The sequence below is a fragment of the Pseudomonadales bacterium genome (assembly GCA_024234165.1).
Lineage (GTDB): Bacteria > Pseudomonadota > Gammaproteobacteria > Pseudomonadales > UBA5518 > UBA5518.
Window position 1 is genome coordinate 919,889 of the sequence record JACKOP010000001.1, and the last position, 20,285, is coordinate 940,173.

Genomic DNA, 20,285 nt, shown 5'->3' on the forward strand with positions numbered 1-20,285 from the left:
GCCAGAGTGTCGGAACTGGTAGACGAGACGGACTCAAAATCCGTTGCAGTAGCCCTGCGTGTGGGTTCGAGTCCCACCTCTGGTACCAAAGCGTGTTGTTTCACCCGCAGCCGCGGCGACAAATCGTCACCAGAACGAAGTCGTAAGCTGCATCAGCTGCACAAATTCGTGCAGATTTAACATTGACTTCGGGTAACGGTATGCAAGAATTCTCCTGCTATCGACCCGATCGCATCGCACATCCAAGGAGACTGAAATGCGTACCATGACGAAAAAGGCTGCACTGGTATCCGCAGCACTGGCCATTGCACTGCTGAGCGGCTGCTCCTGCAACGACCGCCTCGACGCACTCGAGACGCGTGTAGGCACCGTCGAGAAGACCGCCAACGATGCGCTGGCTGCTGCCAACCGTGCACAATCGACTGCTGACAGCGCTGCCGCTGCTGCTGCCAACGCCCAGAAGAGCGCCAACGACGCAGTCGAGGCCGTTAGCCGCATGGCTGAGAAGTGCTGCCGCAAGTGATCTGACAGCGGGAGTTCACGAACTCCCGTCCTGATCGTGCAGCAAGACCCGCATGAACCCGAGAGGGATCATGCGGGTTTTTGTTTTGGCTGCCTTTACGAGTGAGTCCGATACGCCCTGTACAGACGACAGGGTCAAACGGTCTGCATCTTTCTTGACTTGATACTGCTGTGCTGGAAGAGAGCCAGCCGCCAGCCGGCAGTACGAAACCGCTGCAGGCAGATCGATCGCGTTGTTATTCAGTCGCTGCTGCCGCTGCTGCGATACTGGTCGTGTTCGCAGTCGCGGAGACGCGCACTGGCATGCCGGACTGGTCTACGGCAGCAGCCTTGGCATCCATCCAGTCGATCTGGACCGGAGCATGTGCAATACGATTGGCCAGATGAATCGCGTCGGCCACGTCAGCCTCGGGAACGTGGTATCCACGCTGCTCTTCGAGCGCCTCGTGAACTTCCACGTACATCTCGCCGCCCTTCCAGCCAACCTTCACCGGCACATTGACGATGCGTACCGGCGCATTGCTCGCAACGCGTCGTGCAAACTGCTCCACATCCGGGTTGTACATGCGGATGCAACCGGCGCTGACGCGCATGCCGATACCCAGATCCTTGTTCGTGCCGTGGATGTAGTAGCTCGGCGCACTCAGACGGATTGCCCACTTGCCCATCGGATTGTCCGGCCCCGGCGGCACCACCGCTGGCAAATGACGTCCGTTGGCTGCCCAGTCGGCCCGGATCGAGGCCGTGGGAACCCAGGTCGGATCCTTGATGACGTTCAGCACCTTCGCCGCAACGAGCGGAGTCTCCCAACCCTCGCGACCAATGCCGATCGGATAGGTATCGACGGTGCGACCATCGGGCTGGTAGTGGTACATGCGGAATTCCGCCAGATTGATCACGATACCCTTGCGCTCACCGGGAGGCAGGATGAACTGCAACGGCAGGACCAGCTCGCGCCCCTCGCCGGGGACCCACGGATTCACGCCGGGGTTGGCAGCCACGATCTGGCGAAAACCAAGCCCGTAGGCTTCGGCGTAGGTATTGATCGTGTCCTTGTGGTCAGCCACACGGACGGTCATGACTTCACCGACGATATCCTCACCGGGGGGCGGCATGTCGAACGTCAGTGCATCGACTTGCAGCGAACAGGACATCGCGAGCAACAGCAATAACTTGCGCATCGTTACAGTAACTACCAGATTCCAGACACAAGGGTCATTTTAGCAACGCCTCCCCCAATGGCGCGACCGTACGCGGCCGAAGAGCGGCAAAGTTACGCCAGGCGACTGCTGCTCAGGGCAGAGTCACGGTCACCGAGCCGGTCACGTGGTACCCAAGGCGATTCTTGCCCGCCACCTCGATCTCGGCCATCTGCTCTCCGGCATCGACACTCACGACCTTGCCGCTGAAGACCATGACATCACCCGGGTAATTCGGCGCGCCGAGACGGATCTTCACCGAGCGCAGCATGGCTTCGGGACCGGCCCAATCGGTCACGTAGCGCCCCACCAGTCCGTTCGTGGTCAGGATGTTCATGAAAATATGCGGCGATCCCAGCGCCTGGGCTCCATCCTTGTCGTGATGCACGTCCTGGAAGTCACGCGTTGCGATGGCGCCGGCGACGATCAGCCGTGCGCTTACATCGATGCTCAGCGGCGCCAGTTCATCACCGACCTTCACGTCCGCGAAGCGGCGGGTACCCGAACCTGGCGTGCTCACAGCCCGATCTCGATCGTTTGCTGCGACAGGCTGCTGCCGAAGCGGGCCAGGATCCGGTTGCCACCGCCGAGCATCAACTCGATCTGCTTTGCCCACAGGTAATAGCGGTGTATCGGATAATCCACATCCGCACCGATACCACCGTGCAGGTGCTGGGCAGTGTGCCCGACCCGATGCCCCGCCTCGCAGGCCCACCACGCAACCGACGCCACGGCCGACTCTGCCGGCAGTTGCTCGGAGATCCGCCATGCCGCCTGCCACGCCGTCGAACGCAGCGCCTCGATATCGATGTACGCGTCGGCAGCGCGGTGCGCTACCGCCTGGAAGCCGGCCAGCGGCTTGCCGAATTGCTTGCGTGTCACCGTGTGCTCGGCCGTACGGCGCAACGCATCGGCCAGCACCCCGAGCTGCACGAAACCAAGTGCCGTCGCCGCACGCAGGCCCGACCATTCGGCAATGCCTGCACCATCACCAGGCTTGCCGAGCAGGTCTGAAGCCTGCAGCCGTACACCCGCGAATTCCAGCGCATCGATCGGTTCATGGTTGGTTCCACGGCGACGCTCACGATCCAGCCCAGCCGCATTTCCCGGCACCAGGAACACCGGCGTGTCACCATTGTCTGCTCGCGCAGGCACCACGAACGCGGTCGCCTCGAGCGCGTACGGAACGCGATCGAGAGCGCCCTCGAGCAGCCAGGCGTCACCATCGCGCTGCGCCCGTGGCAACCGCTCACCGTGCCCACCGGCATCCGGGTAACACAGCGCGCCACTCAGCAGCGTGCTGCCATCCGCCACACCCGGCAACCAGCGTGCACGCTGAGCGTCGCTGCCGAATTCGGCAACCGGCAGCGCACCGAGCACGGCCGTAGCCAGCAACGGCAGCGCCGCTACCTGCCGTCCCTGTTCCTCGAACACCGCGCACAGTTCGGTGAAACCGAAGCCACTGCCGCCGAACTCCTCGCCCAATGCGACGCCAAGCAACCCTGCCTCGGCGAGCAGTTTCCAGAGCTCGGTGTTGAACGCAATCTCGTCACGATCGAAGCGCTTCAGCATCCCATCGCTGCTGTTGTCGGCAAAGATCTGTGCCGCAAGCTCCTGAATCTGTCGTGAATCTTCCGAACGCGTGAAATCCATCTCAACCCCCCTTGCCAGCTTCCGGCGCACGATCCGGCGCACGGTACAGAAACACCCTGAAACGCATATCGGCGACCTTCTCGCCGTCCTGGTCGTAGAACTCCGCCAGTTCGGTCACGAAGTGCCCGGTTCCCAGCGCCGTGGTCTTGCACGGCGAAATCGATTCGATGCTCGACATGTGGTGAATCCTGTCGCCCGGGCGCAGATAGCGACGGTAGGTCTGCTCACAGTTCACGGCGACGACTGCCGGATACCCGCGTGCGCGCAGACATTCGACGACCTCGAACGGATCCCGCGTATCCGAACCGGGAGCCCGTTCGCTGGTGTTGCCGCGCATCGTCCAGACCTGCAGCATCGTCGGTGGAGCGACGATGCTTGCGTGAACGGATTGCGCCGCGAATGCAGGATCCGTGTACACCGGATTGCGGTCACCGAGCGCCTCGCACAAATGGCGGATCATCGGTGCATTGACGTCGTCCCAACCGTTGTACGGACCCCGTCGCTTGCCAATGAAAGCCTGCAGTTCCTCATCCACATCATCGTCGCTCACGCCAATGTTTCCTCCCCGTTCGGGTCGTCCTGTCCATGATTCGCCGCACTCACACCGGCCGTCAGCCGGCGTATCTCCTCGACCACCAGCGTGTGGTGCAGACGTTCGCGCGGCGGGTTCTCGAGGAACAGCGCGCGGTAGAACATGACCGAGATCCACTCGGTCATCTCCTCTTCGTCCAGTTCCAGCACACGCAGTTGCGGTACGCGCGCGATGTAATACTCGGCAAGCAGACGCTCGCCGGTCCCGGCGAGCAGCGTGGTCAGCAACAGTGCCTGCGCCGAGTCGAGTCCGGCCTGCGGAAACAGCCGCGGCAAGGCATTCACGAACCACTCCAGCCGACGCTGCAGACTGGCACGCCACAACTCGCCGAACTCGGGCTGCTCGTCGCCCATCTGCACCATGCAACGCATGATACCGGGATTGCGTGCGTAACTCTGCACGACCAGCCGGTTGTGCGCGTACATGCGCGCGTACCAATCCCCCCTGGCAACACCGCGCTCGATGTCGTCCAGCGCCTCGAAGCGTTGCATGAAATCCTGCAGCACCTCGATCGTCAGCGTTCTCATGTCAGGGAAGTAATGGTAGAACAGCCCTGCCGCGACGCCTGCCTCTCCCGTTACATCAGCCACCCGCATCTGGCGGTAGCCGGTGCGCTCGAGCACGCGTGTCGCTGCCTCCTTGAGACGCAGTCTTGCCGCTTCACCACGTGCGCTGCGCCGCGGCCTGTGCGTCGTGGTGTTCGTGATTTCGACAGCAGGCGGCTTGCGCGACATCTGCCCACCCATCCACACTGCCCTGACCAGAGGTTCTGGACATTCTTATTGATATTGAATCCAGATTCAATATCATGTCGTTCGTCAATCGACCGGAGCACCCGACGCCATGCATATCGACTACACGGACGCTCAGAAGCAGCTGCGCCGCGAGTTGCGCGCCTACTTCAGCCAGCTGATGACGCCGGAACTGCGCGAAGCGACACGCGGCAACGAGGGCGGGGATGCGTACAAGCAGGTGATCCGCCAGCTCGGCAAGGACGGCTGGCTCGCGCTCGGCTGGCCAAAGGAATACGGTGGGCAGGGCCGCAAGAGTTCGGAACAACTGGTGTTCTTCGAAGAGGCGCAACTGGCCGAGGTGCCGCTGCCCTTCGTCACGATCAACACGGTTGCACCGGCGCTGATCGCAAACGGCTCCGCGGAGCACAAGGCGTTCTTTCTGCCGAAGATCGCAGCCGGCGAGCTGCATTTTTCGATCGGCTACACCGAACCCGGCGCGGGAACCGACCTCGCGTCGCTGAAGACGTCTGCCGTGCGCGACGGAGATGACTACATCATCAACGGCAGCAAGATATGGACCAGCAGCGCCGAGGCTGCCGACTACATCTGGCTCGCAGCACGCACCGATCCACAGGCACAACCGCCGCACAAGGGCATCACGATCTTCATGGTCGATGCGCACCAGCCCGGCTTCACGTTCACGCCGCTGTATACGGTGGGCAGCGTGCGCAGCAACGCCAGCTATTACGACAATGTGCGTTGCCCGGCATCGATGATCGCGGGGCAACTGAACGGCGGCTGGAAGCTGATCACTTCGCAGCTCAACCACGAGCGCGTCGGCCTCGCAGCCATCGGCATCCAGGGCTGGGGCTTGCTGCAGCGCACGCTGAAATGGGCGCAGGATACCGACGCCGGCGGCGGCAGGCGTATCGCCGAACTGCCGTGGGTGCAATCGACTCTCGCCGAGGTCTATACGCGGCTCGAGGCGATGCGGCTGATGAACTGGCGCATGGCGTGGCAACTCGATACCGGCGAGCCGGACCCTGCCTTTGCCTCGGCGATCAAGGCCTACAGCACCGAATGCCTGATCACCGTGGACAAGCTGATGCTGAACGTGACCGGCATGCCGGGCGGCTTGCGTCGAGGATCTCCGGGCGGCGCTCTCGCTGGAGACATCGAGGAAAACTACCGCAAGTGCCAGATCAACACCTTCGGGGGCGGCGTGGCCGAGGTCATGCGCGACCTCATTGCACAGTTCGGCCTCGGCATGTCGGCCTACAGCCGACGCTGAGCCCCCGCCCGCCACCCGTCTGCGATCGGGGGCGGGCCGTCTGCGATCCGGGACAGGTGGCCCGCGCGACCACGCACGGTTTTCAGAACCGGGTCTTCAACGCCGCGAGGCGCGCATAGAACTCCGGCAGCTCCGCCTTGTCGCGGATGTACGGATGGTGCTCGAACTCGATCACGGTCGCACCGGCATCCAGCAGTTCCGGGATATCGGCAACCGAACGTTCGAAGTCGCCGCGATAATCGGCATCGTAATGAACCGGCGCGTGCGCGCGCACCTGCAACGTCGCCGGATCACGTCCGGCGGCAACGAAGGCCTCACGAATGCGCTGCACTCCATCACGCACGTACTCGGCGTGGGTCGAAATCGGCACCCAGCCTGCACCGAGTTCGGCGACACGCCGCGCCTGGCGCTCGGTCGGTTTGACGCCATACCAGAGCGGAATCGAGCGATCGCGCGGAAACGGCGTACTGTAGACGCGCTCGAAATTCACCGTCTTCGAGCGAAAGCTGGCCGGAGCCTCACGCCACAACACCTGCATCGCGCGCACCTGGTCGTCGAGCAGCGTCCACGCCTGATCGAAGTCGAGCCCTTGCGCCTCGAACTCTTCGCGCTGCCAGCCGGTACCGATGCCGATCTGCAGGCGTCCGGGCGCCAGCGTATCCAGTGTCGCCAGCATCTTCGCGAGCAGCGCCGCCGGCCTGAGGGGGGCGACCAGGATACCGGTTGCAAGTTCGATGCGGGTCGTCACTGCGGCTATCGCCGAGAGCAGCGTCAGCGGTTCGAACCACGGCTCCGAGGGCGGCAGAGGAAAGGCACCGTAGGGATAGCGATCGGTATGTTCACCCATCACCACGTGATCGGTGAACACCACCTGGTCGACGCCCGCCGCGTCGGCCAGACGTGCCGCTTCGATATAGCCACGCGAATCACCACCGAAGTAGTTGTGTACGCCGAACATGCCGAGCGCCAAGCCGAATTGCGCCATTTCAGTATTCTCCTGTGTCTGATGTCCTGTCCGAACGACTACGTGCCCGCAGCGCTCAGGTACCGGGGCGCTGCCCGCCGCAGAGCACGTCGGTCACCATCTCGGTATCCATGTACTCGTGCAAGCTCACCAACTGCCCGGCACGGAAACGGAACAGAAAGTGGTAGAGATTGTTGTAGAGCCTGCCGCTGACATGCATTCCACGCGACTCGGCTTCGACTGCGACGCGCTCGCCCTCGGCCGTCATCGTGTGAATGATGAACTCGATGCCAGCAGGAAAGGCCTCGAAGATGCGCCCCGAAGCTGCGCGGATCTGCTCCTTCGGAAACGTCCCTGAAATCAACGTTCGACCGCTGGTCCAGACCGCGCCATCGTCGGCGTAAGCATCCACCAGCGCAGCGACATCGCCAGCATTCAGCGCAGCGAAAAAGCGTCGTACCAGCTCCTTGTTCGCTTCTTCCACCACCCGCATCTGCACCACCCGCCCCGCACCAACAGGCGGCGACTATAGCGCTTCGGACCCGGGCTGACCACCGCGTTGCCCTGCACTCGCGGCCACTGGCACGCGGCGCTAGAATGCGGCTTGAGGCGCTGAGCAGGCGAAGCCTATGTATCGCAGCAAACGTGGCATTTCGGACACCGGCAGGTCGCAAGCCATGTGGATGGTCGGCAGCATGCTCGCGTGCCTGTTGGCCATCACGGCTCCCGCAGTCGCCAGCGACGCGGCTGGCACTGCACAGGAGCGGGAGGAGAAGCAGGAACTGCAGCAGGAGCAGGAACCACGGGAGAAGGCGGCTCCGATCCAGCGTTATTTGGAGAGCGTGAGTGAACTCGAGGCAGAAGGCGGCGCCTGGGCACCCGCGCTGCAGCAGGAACTGTTCGGACTCGGGCTGGCGTATCAGCGCGATGGACGTCACGCCGAGGCAGTGACCACGTTGAGTCGTGCCGAACACCTCACGCGGATCAACGAAGGCCTCTACAGCAGTTCCGACCTGCCGATCCTCGAGCGACTGATCGAAAGCCATGCAGCCCTCGGTGACTGGGAAAAGGTACAGAACCGCTACCGCCAGGTATTCCTGATCCATCAGCGCAACTACGGCGAGAACGACGAACGACTGCTGCCGGTGCTCTACCGGCTTTCAGCGTGGCATATGCGTGCCTACCTCGACGCAATCGGCGGCGAGCCAGCACAGCACCTGTTGACCGCGCGAAACTTCTACGATTCGGCAATCACCATCATCGAGACGAATTCCGGCATCCAGGACCGACGCATTGCCGATACGCTGCGCCGGCGCGCGCTGATCGACTACTACGTGGCAAGCAGCATGCCGGTGATACACGAGAGTTTTGGCTTCGGCGCCGAACCAGCCGACGAGGCGGCCATCCAGGCGCGGATCGCGAACAGCTTTGCCGCGGGTCGTGATGCGCTGCGCCGCGTCGTGGATCTGCGTGATGCCGATGTGCAGAGCAATGAACTGGAACGCAGCGAGGCACTCGCCGAACTCGCCGACTGGCACCAGCTGTTCGCGCGCCGCCAGAGTGCCCTGCGCCTGTATCAGCAAGCGTGGGCACAAGGTGAACGCTCCGGCAGCGAAGCCGCGCAGGTGCGCGATACGGTTTTCGGCAGACCACTCCCGCTGCCACAGCTGCCGGCAGATTTCGACAGCGTGCCCGGTTCACGTGCCGACACGGCATGGATCAAGATTCGCTTCGTCGTGAACGAAAACGGCCGGGCAACTGATGTGCAGGTCGTCGAATCATCGCCGCCCGCAACTGACCGCAATATTTCGCGGCTGCGCAAGCGCGTGCTCTCTACCGCGTTCCGTCCGCGCTTCGAAAGTGGTCAACCGGTAGCGACCGCGAACGTTGATTACCTGTATTCGTATACACCATGAAAGGACGCGAAATGAACGGCATGCATGCACGCGTGGTGGTGATGCTGTGCCTGCTCGCACTCGCCGGATGCAAGACCACCAGCACCTCCCCGCCGTCGCTGCCACAGCCTCCTGCTGCGGGCGCTCCATCGTCATCAGCGTCCACATCCCAGGGTGCATCGAGCCGCAGCAGTTCGTCGTCTGGAAATGCCGGCGCAACGCAGCAGGGCGCGCCGAGCGCCAGCACATCGGAATCGGACGCCGCGCAGGCGTCGAAGACATCCGGTGCGCAGCCCGGCACGCCGTCCGACGCGCCGTCCGACGCGCAATCTGGCGCGACCGGCTCCGACGCATCGGCAACCGAATCGGGCAAGCAGCCCGAAATTACCCTGGAGGATTCCGAACAACCGCCCGCCGGTGACACCCGCAGCGAACAGGACGTGCTCGACGCTGCACTCGAAGCGATGCGTGAACACGGTTCGCCGACACCCGCAGCGTCCACGCAACCAGACGACGGCGCCAGCGGCCAGACCGCGGCGAGCGGACAGCAAGGTACGGCAGATGCCCGCAGTACCCAAACGGAGGCCGCGCGACAGCAGGCAGGCGGTGGCAGCGGTGGCGGTACCCAGAGCACCGCGACACAGGAGACAAACGGCGGCGGCAGCAGCAACAGCAACAGCAACAGCAACAGCAACAGCAACAGCAACAATAGTGACGCGCAAACGGCTGGCGCACAGCAGTCCGGTGGCGCTCAGCAGTCGGGTAGTGGTGGCAGCGCCGGCGGTGATGGTGCAAGCGCAACCGAGCTCGCCCGGCTGGACCGTGAATTCGGGGCCTCACTGGAGCGCTTCGACGGTGCGCTGGCCGGCGAGCGTGCACGCGCAGTCGAGCGCGCGGAGCAAGCCGGCGGCGGCGCCAACAGGGCGGACACCAACGGCACGGGTCGTGGTACGGGTCGCGATACTGGCGGCGAAGACTCCGCCGGCTACGGTTCGACACAAACGACCGGGGAAGCGGCAGCGGAAGCAGCAGCGGGCGAGGATGGCGGCGATGGCGCCGTGAGTTCGGGCGGTGCCATCGGCCGCGGCGGCTCCGGTGCGGGTCCACAGGCCACAGCGCCCATACCACCCGACATACCCGACGGCAACGCCGATGATGTGGTCGCACGCCAGATACGCGAAGCGGCGATGAAGGAGAAGGATCCCGAATTGCGCGAAAAACTGTGGGACGAATACCGCAAGTACACAGGCCTGCCAAGGAGGAAGGATCGATGAGGCGGCTCGAGGTGCTGATCCGTTTCACGCTGCTCGCGTGCGTGCTGCTGCTCGGTGCCTGCGCCAGCAATTCGGTGCGGACGACGACCGTGACACCGGTGAACACCGGTGACCCCGCACGCCCGGAAGCGGAATTGCTGGACGTTGCCGTGCGCCCCTTCGACTCCGGAGCAGCGCAACTCGGCGAAGACGAACTGCTGACCGCGCCCGAGATCCGCGAGGCCGAGGCACGCTACATGCCGACCGTGCTCGCCACCACGCTGCAGGGCAGCGGCCACTGGGGAACCGTGCGTGTGATTCCGGAACAGACTGCGGTCACCGACGTGATCGTGCAGGGCCGGATCATCGAGTCGACCGGACTCGAACTCGTGCTCGAGATCACGGCGAGCGATGTCAGTGGCAGCAAGTGGTACACGCGCCGCTACGAAGGCACCGCGAGCCGCTACAGCTACGACAGCGCGCGCAGCGGAGCGGCCGCAGACCCGTTCCAGGACGTCTACAACCGCATCGCGAACGACCTGGCTGCCTGGCGTGCGAAGATGGACCCCCGACACGTGCGCGAGTTGCGTACGATCGCCGAACTGAAGTTCGCCGCCGCATTCTCACCGCAGGCCTTCGACGGTTACCTCGCAACCGACCGCAAGGGCATCGTGAAAATCGCTCGCCTGCCGGCTGAAAGCGATCCGATGCTCGAGCGCGTGCGCCGTATCCGTGAACGCGACGCGCTGTTCGTCGATACGCTGCAGGATCAGTACGACACGTTCGCCCGCCAGATGGCGCAACCGTACCAGGACTGGCGCCGCGAGACCCATGGCGAAGCGCTCGCGTACCAGGAACTGCGCCGCCAGGCCACGCTGCGTACGGTGGCGGGAATCGCCGCGATCGTCGGCGGCATCGCAGCCCAGGGCAGCGACAACAGCCGTACGCGGGCTGCAGGCACCGTGGGCATTCTCGGCGGTGCGGTGATGGTGAAGAGCGGAATGGACAAGCGTGCAGAATCAAAAATGCACGCGGAGACCCTGAAGGAACTGGGCGCATCGCTTGGGGCCGAGGTCCAGCCACACACGATCGAGTTCGACGAACGACGCATCACGTTGAGCGGGACCGTCGAGCAGCAGTACCGCGAGTGGCGCGACGTGCTGCGGGAGATCTACACCGCCGAGACCGGTACTCCGTGACACCCTCGCGCAATGGCCACAGCCGGAAGTACCCGTGATGAGCAGTGACGAATTCGAGCGCATCAAGCCTGCGAAGATCGACATGGCGATCACTCCGGCGACCGGCGCAGTCACTGCCTCGCGCGCTTCGCTGCCAATACCGGCACTGGTGATAGGCACGCTGCTGCTGCTCGCCGCTGCAGTGTTTTTCCTGCTCCCCGACTACATCACGCGCCAGCGTGGCCCGACGGTGGCGGCAACGACACCGGCCAGCTCCGCGGCGCCGCAATCCGATACAGGCGCTGCGACGGCGCAACCGTCGGAAACCCCATACGCCGCAGCCACCACCGAGCGCCAGCGTGCCGCGGCAAAGGAGGCGCTGGATGCCGTGCTGACGCTCCAGCACGAACTGCAGCAGCGCGGAGCAGAAAACTGGGCAGCAACCGAACTCGCACAGGCGACGGCACTGGCCACCGCAGGCGACCTCGCCTACCGCGAAGGCGATCATGCAACGGCGCAGGCAAGGTACGCCGAGGCGGCGTCGCTGCTGCGTGCCACGCTCGCCGGCATCGAGGAACGCCTGCAGGACCGGCTCGCGCGTGCTGCAGCAGCGCTCGCTGCCGGGAACTCTGCCGAAGCAGGCACGCTGTTCGGCGAAGCACTGGCGATCGACCCGGGCAACACCACGGCGCAGCACGGACTGCAGCGTGCCGGCACGCTCGATCGCGTGCTGGAACTCGCGTCACGTGCTGGCGCAGCCGAAGCCGCAGGTGACGACGCGCTGGCACAACGGAGCTACGAGGAAGCGCTGGCGCTCGACAGCGAGCACGCGCCAGCACGCAAGGGGCTCGACGAGCTGCGTGCGCGTGCCGGCGAACGCAGTTACCGGCTACGCCTCTCGGCGGGTTTCGCCGCACTCGCACGAGGAGACCCCGGAGCGGCAGCAGGCGAGTTCCGCGCCGCGCTGGCACTGCGCAAGGACAGCCCCGAGGCGCGTGACGGCCTGCAGCAGGCGGAGTTCCAGCTCACGCAACGACGTATTTCCGCGCGGCTCGCCAGTGCGCGGCAGGCCATTGCCGCCGAGCGCTGGACCGATGCCCGACGCGAATTCGACGCCGCGCTGGCAATCGACGCCACGCTTGACCCGGCGCTCGAAGGCAGCCAGCAGGCCGCGCGACGGATCGCACTCGATGAAGCGCTCGTCGAACTCGAGCGCAACCCCGAACGTCTGCTCGACCCCGGCACACGCGCGCGCACCGAGGAGCTGATCACACGCACAGCAGCGATCAGTGATCCCGGTCGACGCCTGCAGGCACAGCTCGCAACGGCACGCCGCCTGCTGGGTGCCTACAGCACGCCGGTTGCACTGCACCTGCGCTCGGATGGGCAGACCGAGGTCAGCGTGCTGCGCATCGGCAGCTACGGCACGATGACGGACAAGGCCCTCGAGCTGCTGCCGGGGGACTATGTCGCCGTGGGACGGCGCACCGGCTATCGCGACGTACGCATCGCGTTTCGTATTCGCCCCGGACAGGCACCGGGCGAAGTGCTGGTGCAGTGCGTGGAGAAAGTGTGAACGCGAACAACCGCAACACCCGTGCGCATGACGGCGAATCGATCGCACCGGTCAGTTACACGCCACCATCACCGCAACGGGCAACGCGCACTCGCCTGCGCACCGACTGGATTGCGCTCGGCGTGTCGTTGCTCGTACTTGTCGCACTCGCCTGGTTCGTACTCGCAGCCAAGATACTCGAAGTCCGTGTCGAGCCGGCCGATGCCCGGATCAGCGTTTCCGGCGGCCTCGCCGTTCCCTTCGGCGCGCGCATCCTGCTGCGCCCCGGAAATTACACGCTTGAAGCCAGTGCACCGGGATACGTCGGAGCCCGACGTGAGCTAGCGGTCGATACCAGCGCCGGCCAGCGGATCGACATCGAGCTGGCGCGTCTGCCAGGCCGTCTGGCGGTACACACCGCGCCGGTCACGGCGCGCGTCCTGGTCGACGGGGTTGCGACCGGCGACAGCAACGGCGAGCCGATCCCGGTCGAAGCCGGCGAGCATCGGCTGCGCATCGAGGCCGAACGCTATCTGGCGCAGGAACAGACGCTGTCGATTACCGGCAAGGACGAACTGCAAACGCTGGAAGCAACGCTTGCACCCGGCTGGGGCACCTACGGCATCGACTCGCAGCCGGCAGGAGCACGTATCCTGGTCGATGACGCAGACTCCGGCACCACGCCGGCGCAGCTTGAACTGCTGGCCGGTGCACACCACCTGCGTCTCAGCCTCGACGGTCACCGCGATGGGGTATTGATGATCGATGCAGTCGCTGGCGAGCAACGCACGCTGGAACCGCTGCTGCTCGAGCGTGCCGACGCGCGCCTGCGCATCACGACGCGCCCGGATGGCGCGAGCCTCACGCTCGACGGTGTCTTCCAGGGGCGCACCCCTCTGGAGCTCGCGATCGATTCTTCGCGTGCGCACGAGCTGATCGCGTTCAAGGCCGGCTACGAGCGCGTGGTACGGACGCTGACTGCCGGCTCGGGTTCGCAGGACATCACGCTCACCCTCCCTGCCCTGAGCGGCGAAGTACAACTGGCGATCGAGCCAGCGGATGCCGAAGTGCTGCTCGACGCGCGTGCACTCGCGCGCGAGACGCGCGCGCTGACGCTGCCCGGAGTGGAACACACGCTGCGCGTGCAGCGCAGCGGCTACCAGTCACGCGAGTTGCGCTTCACGCCACGACCAGGTTTTGCACAGCGGATCGAGGTGAAGCTGGTGCCGGTCGCAGCGGCAACGAAGCCTGCTGCGGCGCCGCGCAGCGAACGCATCACGACGTCCGAAGGACAACAACTGGTGCTGCTGCACCCGCAGTCGTTCACGATGGGATCCTCGCGGCGCGAGCCCGGGCGTCGCGCCAACGAAGCACTGCGCGAGATACGGCTGCAGCGTCCGTTCTTTCTCGGCGTGAAGGAAGTCGGAAACGCCGAATTCCGCCACTTCCGTTCCGCGCATGCCGCGGGTGATTTCAAGGGTCATGCGCTCGGCGACGGCGACCTGCCGGCAGTCAACGTGAGCTGGGAAGACGCAGCACTCTACTGCAACTGGCTGAGCGAGAAGGAGAAGCTCCCGCCCTTCTACCGCGTGCAGAACGGCCACGTCAGTGGTTTCGACCCAGCCAGCCGCGGCTATCGCCTGCCAAGCGAGGCCGAGTGGGCGTGGACGGCCAGTGTGATCGGCGACGGTTCGGTGCGCCGTTTCGGGTGGGGACAGGAACTGCCACCGCCCGCACGCGCCGGCAACTTCGCGGACCGCAGCGGCGCGACCGTGCTCGGCGAGACCATCGCAGGCTACGACGACGGTTTCCCCGTCGCGGCCCCGCGCGGCAGCTTCGCACCCGATCGCCACGGCATTTTCGACCTCGACGGCAACGCGGCCGAGTGGGTGCACGATGTCTACGAACCGTTGCCGACAGCGACTGCCAGCGATCCGCTCGGCCCTCAAACCGGCGAGCTGCACGTGATCCGCGGCGCCAGTTGGCGCCACGGTGATCTCACTTCACTGCGTCTGGCGTTTCGCGACTACGGCAAGGACCCACGCCCGGACCTTGGTTTCCGCATCGCAAGGTACGCCGAATGAAACACCCGCTCGCGTTCACGGTCACACTGCTGCTTGCTGCGGCGGCGCTTGCACAGGAGCCGCCGAGCGCGGCCGAAGCTGCGCCAGCGCACCAGCCATCGACTGCAGTGGAAACGGCCCCGGCGCCCGATGCTGCAAGTACGGGGGCAGCGCGCGAGCCGCAACGCCGGCCGGCACGCAACCCCGAGGATGAACGCTTCATCCCCAGCGAAAACATCGAGGAAGATCTTTCCGTATCCTTCCCTTCGGACATCTGAACAGCGACGACCACCACGCCATGAAACGTCTCTTCGCCTCCGAATTCCTGTTCCAGCTGTTCGCACTGCTGGTGGCCCTGATCATCGTGCACACCTTTTACGTCACATTCGTGATTCCGGGTGCAGACGCCGTGCTGGCGGCGGAGCAGGCGCGGCTTGCAGCCGGTGATACCAGCGCACACGCGCCGTCGGTGTGGATCATCATGAAGGACTACGAGCAGGAGATCTGCGTCGTTCTGATGCTGTGGTCGATCGCGATCATGGGCTACAAGGGCGCGGCTCTACATCACGAGAAACTGCTGCTGCAGAAACCACTGGTGCAGGTTCCGGGCGGAACAAGCATCCTACCGGAGGACGCACGCGAGTACCTGCGACCCATCCAGGCGCTGCCACCCGAGGACGGACGCACACTGCTGCCACGCGCGCTGATCGCCGGACTGCAGCGATTCGCCGCCACACGCAGCATCCAGGACGCGGCAAGTTCGATCCGCGAGGTCTGCGAAACCGAAGGCGAGCGGCTGGAGTCCGAACTTTCGATGGTGCGCTACATTGCCTGGGCAATTCCCTCGTTCGGTTTCATCGGCACGGTGCGCGGCATCGGCATGGCACTGACGCAGGCACATCGCGCGGTCGAAGGCGACATCACCGGGGTCACTGCCGCACTTGGCGTCGCCTTCAACTCGACCTTCGTCGCGCTGGTGATCAGCATCCTGCTGATGTTCCTGATGCACCAGTTGCAGTTGCAGCAGGAGCGGCTCGTGCTCGATGCGCAAGCCTACTGCGACCAGCGCCTGCTCGGGCATCTGAAGGTCACGCGGGAGGTCTGAGCATGCATACCTGGGTGCTGGAACTCAACGACAGCGCACTGCTGCTCGGTGACGGCAGGTCACCCGCCCTGCGCAGTCCCGGCTATGCAACCGTCACGCGCCACGAGGTGATCACGGGCGACGCGGCCCAGGCACGCGCACGCGGCGAACCGCGCCACACGCTGAACCAGTTCTGGCTGCGCCTCGGGACCGAGGCGCTGCACGATGCGCGCAGCCACGCACGCCACCATGCCGATCTCGCGTGGGCACAACTGCAGCAACTGGCTGCCTCGGCCGGCAACCCGCAGCGCATGATCCTCGCGGTACCGGGCAGCTTCAGCCGCGAGCAGCTTGGCGTGCTGCTCGGCATCGCGCAGCGCACCTCGTTTCGTGCCGTCGGCCTCACCGACAGCGCCCTGAGCGCAGCCAGTACCGTTGCGCTCGGCGGCGAGGCGCTGCACCTCGACCTGCAACTGCACCAGTGCGTGCTGACACGCATCAGCCAGGACGGCGACATGCTCACGCGCGAGAACGTGCGTTCACTGCCGGGCTGCGGGCTGGTGCAGTTGTACGAGCTGTGGGCACAACTGCTGACGCGACTCTTCATCCGCCACAGCCGCTTCGACCCGATGCACGCGGCAGCGAGCGAGCAGCAGCTCTACGACCACATTCCGCCGTGGATCGGCGCGCTGCATGACGGCGACGACGTGTCCGTCGAACTGCGCAGCGCCGGTACGAGCTATCACGCGAAACTGCGCGCACGCGAGGTGCTCGATGCCGCGCAGCCTGTCTACACCCAGATCGAGGAGGCGGTACGCAGTGAACTTGCCGGTGCGAACCTGCTCGCCAGCGCCCGCTTCGCAGCGCTGCCACGCATCGAGGGCGCATTGCCGGCGTTCACCCGGCTCGACCCGGAAGCCGCGATCCGCGGCTGCCTGCGGCACGAAGCGCTGATCTGCAGCGACGACGAAGCGCTGCGCTTCGTGACCCGGCTTCCCGCACACGGGAAGACCTCCGGATCAGCCGATCCAGGGGGCGAACACAGCGACGCCGTGCACGAAGCACCGGACGACGCTCCGTCCGTGGCGACGCCTGCGGTACCGAGCCACCTGGTGATCGGCGAGCGCGCCCTGCGACTCGAGCCCGGCAGCCTCTATCTGCACCGTGACCGCAACGGCTGGACGCTGTCGCGGCGCATGCCGCACACCTTTGCCGGCACCTTGCGCTGGGAAGGCTCTGAATGGGTGCTCGCGCCAGTTTCCGGCGCTACGCTGCGCCTCGACGGCCGACCGGTACGCTCACCGTCGCCGATCCGTGCCGGGCAGCACCTGCAGCCCGACAGCGGAGACGAGGTGCTGCAGTTGGTGGCGGAATCGACGATCGGCAGCGATGGCGCGTAAGCGACGCGAATTCTCCATCTTCAGCCTGTCGTTCCTCGACATCATGTCGTGCGGCTTCGGTGCGACGATCCTGGTTTTCCTGGTGATCGATCATTCGGGCGAACAGCGCCGGCAGGAAGCCAACCGCGAACTGGTGGCAGAGGCCGAGTTCCTCGATCGTGAGGTGCGCGAAGGCCAGGCAAAGCTCGTCGAACTGCGCAACACGATCGCGATGGTCGACGAATCCACGACCGAGGCACGCGGGCGCTCGCGCGAACTGCAGCAACAGATTCGCCAGCAACGCGAGGAAATCGCCAGGGACCACGATGACACGAGTGCACGCAGCGAACACCTGAACCAGCTCAAGGCCGATCTGCGCGAACTCGAGCAACGCAACGAAGCACTGCGCGCCGAAGTCGAGCAGCAGAGCGGCTCCGACGTTCGCCGCTTCACGGGCGACGGCGACCGCCAGTACCTCACCGGCCTGAAGCTGGGCGGCCAGCGGATCGTGGTGCTGCTCGACCGCTCGGCCAGCATGCTCGATCACTCGCTGGTGAACATCATCCGGCTGCGCAACATGCCGGAGCCGGTGCAACGGCGAGCCGGGAAATGGCGACGCGCGGTGGCCACCGTCAACTGGATAAGTGCACGCTTTCCGCCCACCGCCGAGTACCAGATCCTGCTGTTCGGCACCGAGGCAAAGCCTGCGCTGCCCGAAACCGCCGGCAAGTGGCTGGCGGTGGGTGACCGCGAACAGCTCGGGCGTGCCGTGGATGCGCTGGAGAAGATCACGCCTGCCGGTGGCACCAGCCTGCTCGCCGCGTTCCAGGCCGTAGCTGCAATGAAGCCCGCACCCGACAACATCTATCTGATCACCGACGGGCTGCCGACCCAGGGCAGCGGTGCAGCGCCGGCGAAGGTGAACGGCCGTGACCGCATGAAATACTTCAACCAGGCGTTGGCAGCATTGCCGCGCGGCATACCGGTCAACGTGATCCTGGCCCCCATGGAAGGCGACCCGATGGCGGCATCGGCTTTCTGGCAGCTCGCCATTGCAACCCGCGGCGCATTCCTCTCTCCGGCACAGGACTGGCCATGAAGAAGCGGCGGCGCAGCAGCGAAGAATTCAGCCTGTCGTTTCTCGACGTGATCTGCTGTGGTTTCGGCGCGATCATCCTGCTGCTGATGATCACGCGCATCAGTGAACCGCGGGTGCTGGAACGCGATACACGCGACATGCACGGGCGTATCACCGCGCTGCAGCAGCAACTGCACGAGTTGCGCGGCGAGTCGGTGGTGCTCGAGCGCGAGCTGAACGCACGCCGCGAACAGCTCTCGGAAGTACTGGAGGCCGTGGCGCGCCTGCAGGGAGACCTGTCCACGGTGCGCGGCCAAACCAGGACCCAGAACACCGCAGACACCGTCGAAAGCCGGCTGGTCGGCCAACTCGAAAGCGCCAGGCAGCGCCTGACCGACGAGATGAAGCGCCTGCTCGGCGCCCGGGGCAAGCACCGCGACGACACGATCGGCGGCATCCCGATCGACAGCGAATACGTGATCTTCGTGATCGACACCTCGGGAAGCATGTACAACTACGCCTGGGCTCGCGCGCAACGCGAGATGATCCATATCCTGGACATCTACCCGAAGGTGAAGGGCATCCAGGTGCTGAGCGACGAAGGCGAATACATGTTCTCGAGCTACCGCGGCCAGTGGATTCCGGATACACCGTCACGCCGGCGCGCGATCATCAGCCGCTTCGCGAACTGGACCCCCTACAGCAACAGCAGCCCGGTCGAAGGCATAGTCGCCGCGATTCGTGCTTTCCACGAGCCGGGACGACGCATCAGCATCTACGTGCTGGGCGACGAGTTCACCGGCAACTCGATCGCACGCGTGATCGACGAAGTCGACCGCATCAATGCCAGCTCGGGGGGCGAACGGCTGGTGCGCATCCACGGCATCGGCTTTCCGACCGTGTTCAAGGCGGCACCGGCAAACCAGCAGGTCACCGGAATCCGCTTCGCCTCACTGATGCGTGAACTCGCCTGGCGCAACGGCGGCAGCTTCGTGGGACTGGAGGACATCAGGTGAGCACACTATTCAAGCATCTACAGGCGATCCGCCGCCTCCCGCAATTCCGGATAGCCATGCTTCTGCTGGCTGCCTTCACCCTGAACGCCTGCGGCCCGCACGTGGTGAACATGCAGGCGCTCGACGAATTTCCCGCGGCACTCGTCGACCCGCTGCCCATTGCGACCGCCGTCCATTTCACGCCCGAATTCACCACCTTCACGCACAAGGAAAAGCGCCCCGGTCCTTCCGGACAGGAATGGACGATCAACCTGGGGCATCCACAGATCCAGGCGTTTCGCAGCGTGCTTCACAGCGCGTTCCGCGCACTGCACGAACTGCCGCAGCCAACCGGCGCACCGGCAGGAGCCCAGGCGATCATCGTGCCACGCGTCGCCGAGTTCCAGTTCGCACTGCCAGCCGACACGCGTGCCAAGGTCTTCGAGATCTGGATCAAGTACGATCTGGAAATCCGCGATGCGGCAGGAGAACCCCTGGGACACTGGAACTTCACCGCCTACGGCAAGACACCCACCGCGGTGCTGACCTCGGACGAGGATGCGATCCGCGCCGCCACCGTGGTCGCGCTGCGCGATGCCGGCGCTTCCCTGCTGATCGGTTTGCAGCGTGATCCACAGATCCGCATGTGGCTGGGGCTGACGCAGGGATAATGCGCACTACCTGAACCTGTCTACGATCTTCGGACCCGGGTGTACGGGCACTTACGTTGCGATCGGGAAGTCTACCCCGGGGGTCGCCCGGAGCACGAAGAAATTGACGCCAGGTTCTGGCCATCCGGTTGCGTGCGTGCTATACGGCAGGTCGCCATGTGAAAACATGGTGAACTTTC

At 64.9% G+C, this 20,285-nt stretch carries 20 protein-coding genes and 1 tRNA gene; 14 read left to right on the forward strand and 7 right to left on the reverse strand.

Annotated features, from left to right (window positions below; translation table 11 throughout):
• Both H7A12_03870 and H7A12_03875 read left to right on the forward strand, forming a co-directional pair.
• Positions 1-88: transfer RNA gene (locus H7A12_03870), tRNA-Leu, on the forward strand.
• A gap of 168 nt (positions 89-256) precedes the next feature.
• Positions 257-523, forward strand: coding sequence for a hypothetical protein (locus H7A12_03875; protein ID MCP5319950.1), 267 nt, complete (start codon positions 257-259; stop codon positions 521-523).
• Positions 524-758: 235 nt separating this feature from the next.
• Here the strand turns inward: H7A12_03875 and H7A12_03880 are convergent, their stop codons facing one another.
• The 5 genes from H7A12_03880 to H7A12_03900 form a co-directional block, all read right to left on the reverse strand.
• A complete protein-coding gene (locus H7A12_03880; protein ID MCP5319951.1) occupies positions 759-1,703 on the reverse strand; it encodes a L,D-transpeptidase family protein in 945 nt (314 codons plus the stop codon).
• Positions 1,704-1,815: 112 nt separating this feature from the next.
• On the reverse strand, positions 1,816-2,202 hold the full coding sequence (locus H7A12_03885; protein ID MCP5319952.1) for a MaoC family dehydratase: 387 nt from the start codon (positions 2,200-2,202) through the stop codon (positions 1,816-1,818).
• A 35-nt stretch (positions 2,203-2,237) separates the two neighbouring features.
• Complete coding sequence (locus tag H7A12_03890) at positions 2,238-3,374, reverse strand: acyl-CoA/acyl-ACP dehydrogenase (protein ID MCP5319953.1); 1,137 nt, start codon at positions 3,372-3,374, stop codon at positions 2,238-2,240.
• Between the two features lies 1 nt (position 3,375).
• A complete protein-coding gene (locus tag H7A12_03895; protein ID MCP5319954.1) occupies positions 3,376-3,924 on the reverse strand; it encodes a MaoC family dehydratase N-terminal domain-containing protein in 549 nt (182 codons plus the stop codon).
• Complete coding sequence (locus tag H7A12_03900) at positions 3,921-4,700, reverse strand: TetR/AcrR family transcriptional regulator (GenBank protein ID MCP5319955.1); 780 nt, start codon at positions 4,698-4,700, stop codon at positions 3,921-3,923. Before H7A12_03900 ends, H7A12_03895 begins: the two co-directional genes overlap by 4 nt.
• A 109-nt stretch (positions 4,701-4,809) precedes the next feature.
• Here H7A12_03900 and H7A12_03905 point away from each other — a divergent pair, with 109 nt between their 5' ends.
• Positions 4,810-5,991, forward strand: coding sequence for an acyl-CoA dehydrogenase family protein (locus H7A12_03905; protein ID MCP5319956.1), 1,182 nt, complete (start codon positions 4,810-4,812; stop codon positions 5,989-5,991).
• Between the two features lie 82 nt (positions 5,992-6,073).
• On the opposite strand, the gene H7A12_03910 is transcribed toward H7A12_03905, so the two are convergent.
• Both H7A12_03910 and H7A12_03915 read right to left on the reverse strand, forming a co-directional pair.
• Entirely contained in the window at positions 6,074-6,976 is a 903-nt protein-coding gene (locus H7A12_03910; GenBank protein MCP5319957.1) for a TIGR03619 family F420-dependent LLM class oxidoreductase, read from the reverse strand.
• 55 nt (positions 6,977-7,031) lie between these two features.
• Entirely contained in the window at positions 7,032-7,448 is a 417-nt protein-coding gene (locus H7A12_03915) for a nuclear transport factor 2 family protein (GenBank protein MCP5319958.1), read from the reverse strand.
• Positions 7,449-7,584: 136 nt separating this feature from the next.
• Here H7A12_03915 and H7A12_03920 point away from each other — a divergent pair, with 136 nt between their 5' ends.
• Genes H7A12_03920 through H7A12_03970 form a run of 11 tightly spaced genes read left to right on the forward strand, consistent with a single transcriptional unit; the run spans position 7,585 to position 20,106 of the window.
• Complete coding sequence (locus H7A12_03920; protein MCP5319959.1) at positions 7,585-8,871, forward strand: hypothetical protein; 1,287 nt, start codon at positions 7,585-7,587, stop codon at positions 8,869-8,871.
• Positions 8,868-10,124 carry a hypothetical protein gene (locus tag H7A12_03925; GenBank protein ID MCP5319960.1) on the forward strand — a complete coding sequence of 419 codons (1,257 nt, stop codon included), beginning with the start codon at positions 8,868-8,870 and terminating at the stop codon, positions 10,122-10,124. Before H7A12_03920 ends, H7A12_03925 begins: the two co-directional genes overlap by 4 nt.
• A complete protein-coding gene (locus tag H7A12_03930; protein ID MCP5319961.1) occupies positions 10,121-11,302 on the forward strand; it encodes a hypothetical protein in 1,182 nt (393 codons plus the stop codon). The genes H7A12_03925 and H7A12_03930 overlap by 4 nt, the downstream gene beginning before the upstream one ends.
• Before the next feature lie 37 nt (positions 11,303-11,339).
• The gene (locus tag H7A12_03935) at positions 11,340-12,857 is read left to right on the forward strand and encodes a hypothetical protein (protein ID MCP5319962.1); all 1,518 of its coding nucleotides are present in this window, start codon (positions 11,340-11,342) and stop codon (positions 12,855-12,857) included.
• Positions 12,854-14,920: a PEGA domain-containing protein gene (locus tag H7A12_03940; protein ID MCP5319963.1), complete on the forward strand. Its 2,067-nt coding sequence runs from the start codon at positions 12,854-12,856 to the stop codon at positions 14,918-14,920. The genes H7A12_03935 and H7A12_03940 overlap by 4 nt, the downstream gene beginning before the upstream one ends.
• Entirely contained in the window at positions 14,917-15,177 is a 261-nt protein-coding gene (locus tag H7A12_03945) for a hypothetical protein (protein MCP5319964.1), read from the forward strand. The genes H7A12_03940 and H7A12_03945 overlap by 4 nt, the downstream gene beginning before the upstream one ends.
• A gap of 20 nt (positions 15,178-15,197) precedes the next feature.
• Positions 15,198-16,004: a MotA/TolQ/ExbB proton channel family protein gene (locus tag H7A12_03950; GenBank protein ID MCP5319965.1), complete on the forward strand. Its 807-nt coding sequence runs from the start codon at positions 15,198-15,200 to the stop codon at positions 16,002-16,004.
• A 2-nt stretch (positions 16,005-16,006) separates the two neighbouring features.
• A complete protein-coding gene (locus H7A12_03955) occupies positions 16,007-17,383 on the forward strand; it encodes a hypothetical protein (GenBank protein MCP5319966.1) in 1,377 nt (458 codons plus the stop codon).
• Complete coding sequence (locus tag H7A12_03960) at positions 17,373-18,461, forward strand: VWA domain-containing protein (GenBank protein ID MCP5319967.1); 1,089 nt, start codon at positions 17,373-17,375, stop codon at positions 18,459-18,461. The genes H7A12_03955 and H7A12_03960 overlap by 11 nt, the downstream gene beginning before the upstream one ends.
• Positions 18,458-19,456 carry a VWA domain-containing protein gene (locus H7A12_03965; protein ID MCP5319968.1) on the forward strand — a complete coding sequence of 333 codons (999 nt, stop codon included), beginning with the start codon at positions 18,458-18,460 and terminating at the stop codon, positions 19,454-19,456. The genes H7A12_03960 and H7A12_03965 overlap by 4 nt, the downstream gene beginning before the upstream one ends.
• The gene (locus tag H7A12_03970) at positions 19,453-20,106 is read left to right on the forward strand and encodes a hypothetical protein (protein ID MCP5319969.1); all 654 of its coding nucleotides are present in this window, start codon (positions 19,453-19,455) and stop codon (positions 20,104-20,106) included. The genes H7A12_03965 and H7A12_03970 overlap by 4 nt, the downstream gene beginning before the upstream one ends.
• Positions 20,107-20,285 lie beyond the last annotated feature (179 nt).

What these genes read in the sequence shown, in the direction of transcription:
- H7A12_03875 (MCP5319950.1), top strand. Translation starts at nt 257, where the DNA reads ATGCGTACCATGACGAAAAAGGCTGCACTGGTATCCGCAGCACTGGCC.
- H7A12_03880 (MCP5319951.1), bottom strand. Translation starts at nt 1,703, where the DNA reads ATGCGCAAGTTATTGCTGTTGCTCGCGATGTCCTGTTCGCTGCAAGTC.
- H7A12_03890 (MCP5319953.1), bottom strand. Translation starts at nt 3,374, where the DNA reads ATGGATTTCACGCGTTCGGAAGATTCACGACAGATTCAGGAGCTTGCG.
- H7A12_03900 (MCP5319955.1), bottom strand. Translation starts at nt 4,700, where the DNA reads ATGTCGCGCAAGCCGCCTGCTGTCGAAATCACGAACACCACGACGCAC.
- H7A12_03905 (MCP5319956.1), top strand. Translation starts at nt 4,810, where the DNA reads ATGCATATCGACTACACGGACGCTCAGAAGCAGCTGCGCCGCGAGTTG.
- H7A12_03910 (MCP5319957.1), bottom strand. Translation starts at nt 6,976, where the DNA reads ATGGCGCAATTCGGCTTGGCGCTCGGCATGTTCGGCGTACACAACTAC.
- H7A12_03915 (MCP5319958.1), bottom strand. Translation starts at nt 7,448, where the DNA reads ATGCGGGTGGTGGAAGAAGCGAACAAGGAGCTGGTACGACGCTTTTTC.
- H7A12_03920 (MCP5319959.1), top strand. Translation starts at nt 7,585, where the DNA reads ATGTATCGCAGCAAACGTGGCATTTCGGACACCGGCAGGTCGCAAGCC.
- H7A12_03925 (MCP5319960.1), top strand. Translation starts at nt 8,868, where the DNA reads ATGAAAGGACGCGAAATGAACGGCATGCATGCACGCGTGGTGGTGATG.
- H7A12_03930 (MCP5319961.1), top strand. Translation starts at nt 10,121, where the DNA reads ATGAGGCGGCTCGAGGTGCTGATCCGTTTCACGCTGCTCGCGTGCGTG.
- H7A12_03935 (MCP5319962.1), top strand. Translation starts at nt 11,340, where the DNA reads ATGAGCAGTGACGAATTCGAGCGCATCAAGCCTGCGAAGATCGACATG.
- H7A12_03945 (MCP5319964.1), top strand. Translation starts at nt 14,917, where the DNA reads ATGAAACACCCGCTCGCGTTCACGGTCACACTGCTGCTTGCTGCGGCG.
- H7A12_03950 (MCP5319965.1), top strand. Translation starts at nt 15,198, where the DNA reads ATGAAACGTCTCTTCGCCTCCGAATTCCTGTTCCAGCTGTTCGCACTG.
- H7A12_03955 (MCP5319966.1), top strand. Translation starts at nt 16,007, where the DNA reads ATGCATACCTGGGTGCTGGAACTCAACGACAGCGCACTGCTGCTCGGT.
- H7A12_03960 (MCP5319967.1), top strand. Translation starts at nt 17,373, where the DNA reads ATGGCGCGTAAGCGACGCGAATTCTCCATCTTCAGCCTGTCGTTCCTC.
- H7A12_03965 (MCP5319968.1), top strand. Translation starts at nt 18,458, where the DNA reads ATGAAGAAGCGGCGGCGCAGCAGCGAAGAATTCAGCCTGTCGTTTCTC.